Genomic DNA, 1,461 nt, shown 5'->3' with positions numbered 1-1,461 from the left:
TATTAACAATTAGCATTCCCTTCGCAGCCCTTGCGTCGGATACCTCATTACTTCCAGAACAGCTTGATTATATGCAATCAAAAAAGAACAATTTCATTGTGCCCAACGATGTTATCGACGAACAATCACTACCAAAAGTGTATATTAAACCATTTGCTGAAAATCCGGGAGACGGGGCCACTAGAGTAAATCTCACAACCTATGGTTGGTATGGAGCTCCAATTGTTCAAGATGAGGAATCTGGCAGTTTTGACTTAAAGAAAGATATAGTAATGACTATTCTCGGTGCTCTTACAACTACATTTGGGGGAATTGTACTCAGTGTAGCGGATATGGCATTATCCAATGTTGAGACTACACAAACAGCGACAGCAAAGACTATGATTTCATATAATTACCCTACTAAACAGGGCCAAGCATGGTATTCAAACACATGGCATACTCTATTTGAAAGTACAAATAGAAATACTTATAAACATTATTACTCCCTTTGGATGGATAAAAACAAAAATACTCGTCAGTATACTGTTGACTATGTCCCTGCAAACGGATACTCGGCGATTAAAGTCGAAGCCGCACCACATTATTATGATAATAACTACATTTTGCAACAAACCGCTTATAATTACGCGCAAAGCAAAAAATACACAGATGAGGACTGGCTTGATTGATAAGTAATGATAAATGCCCACAATTCATTTGTGGGCATTTTATTTGTTAAATTTAGTAAAATATAGTAACATACAGAATAGATATAGTTTTTCTGTTAATGAAAATACAATATAAAGGAGAACTCCTCTTGAAAAAAACTTTGCTTTGCTTATCTTTAGTAATTTTGTTGATGTCCGGATGCCAGGAACTTTCTCACAACTCCACTATTGGAAATGAGAATAAACCGACTTTATCCGAATCAGCAGATCAAAAATATCTAAATGAAATTAATGATCTAAAAGAAAAAGTAGAGACACACAGCAAAATCTTTTCAACTACATTACCATTAAATTATCAATTAGAGGCCACCATTGATTTTGTCACAGACAAGGAAAATGTGGATAGAATTTCTTATGAAATCTTCATAACTAAACCCAAGTATGACATGACAGACATTACAATGAGCTTCTATCTAAACCCAGAAATGTTCAATATACTAAATACAAGCAGTTTATTTCAAAGCAATATTATAAATGATATGCCAGTCAGCGTCACGAAAGACGGGGAACATAATGGACTTAGCCTAGGACGTGCATTTCTACTTCAAGAAGAAACAAATATCGAAAAAACCATGACTAATGTCTTGCAAGATATATATGTCAAAATCTCATATACCAGTAATGGAGAAAGAGCAACGGAATACTTCCACTTAAAATGTACTCCAACTCAACGATTAAAAAGTTTCCTTAGCAAATTATAAAAGGCAAACACTATGTATATATACCTTGCATAATCAGACATAGTTAAATG

At 34.4% G+C, this 1,461-nt stretch carries 2 protein-coding genes; both read left to right on the top strand.

Going from position 1 to position 1,461, the window contains the following annotated elements:
• Nucleotides 1-671, top strand: a 671-nt coding sequence (locus POTG_RS09190; protein WP_036644883.1) for a hypothetical protein, incomplete at its 5' end; no start/stop codon positions are given.
• Between the two features lie 128 nt (nucleotides 672-799).
• On the top strand, nucleotides 800-1,411 hold the full coding sequence (locus tag POTG_RS09185; RefSeq protein WP_009224553.1) for a hypothetical protein: 612 nt from the start codon (nucleotides 800-802) through the stop codon (nucleotides 1,409-1,411).
• Nucleotides 1,412-1,461 lie beyond the last annotated feature (50 nt).

The organism is Paenibacillus sp. oral taxon 786 str. D14 (assembly GCF_000159955.1).
Classification (GTDB): Bacteria; Bacillota; Bacilli; order Paenibacillales; family Paenibacillaceae; genus Fontibacillus; species Fontibacillus phoenicis.
This window is presented reverse-complemented; position numbering and strand designations above follow the sequence as displayed.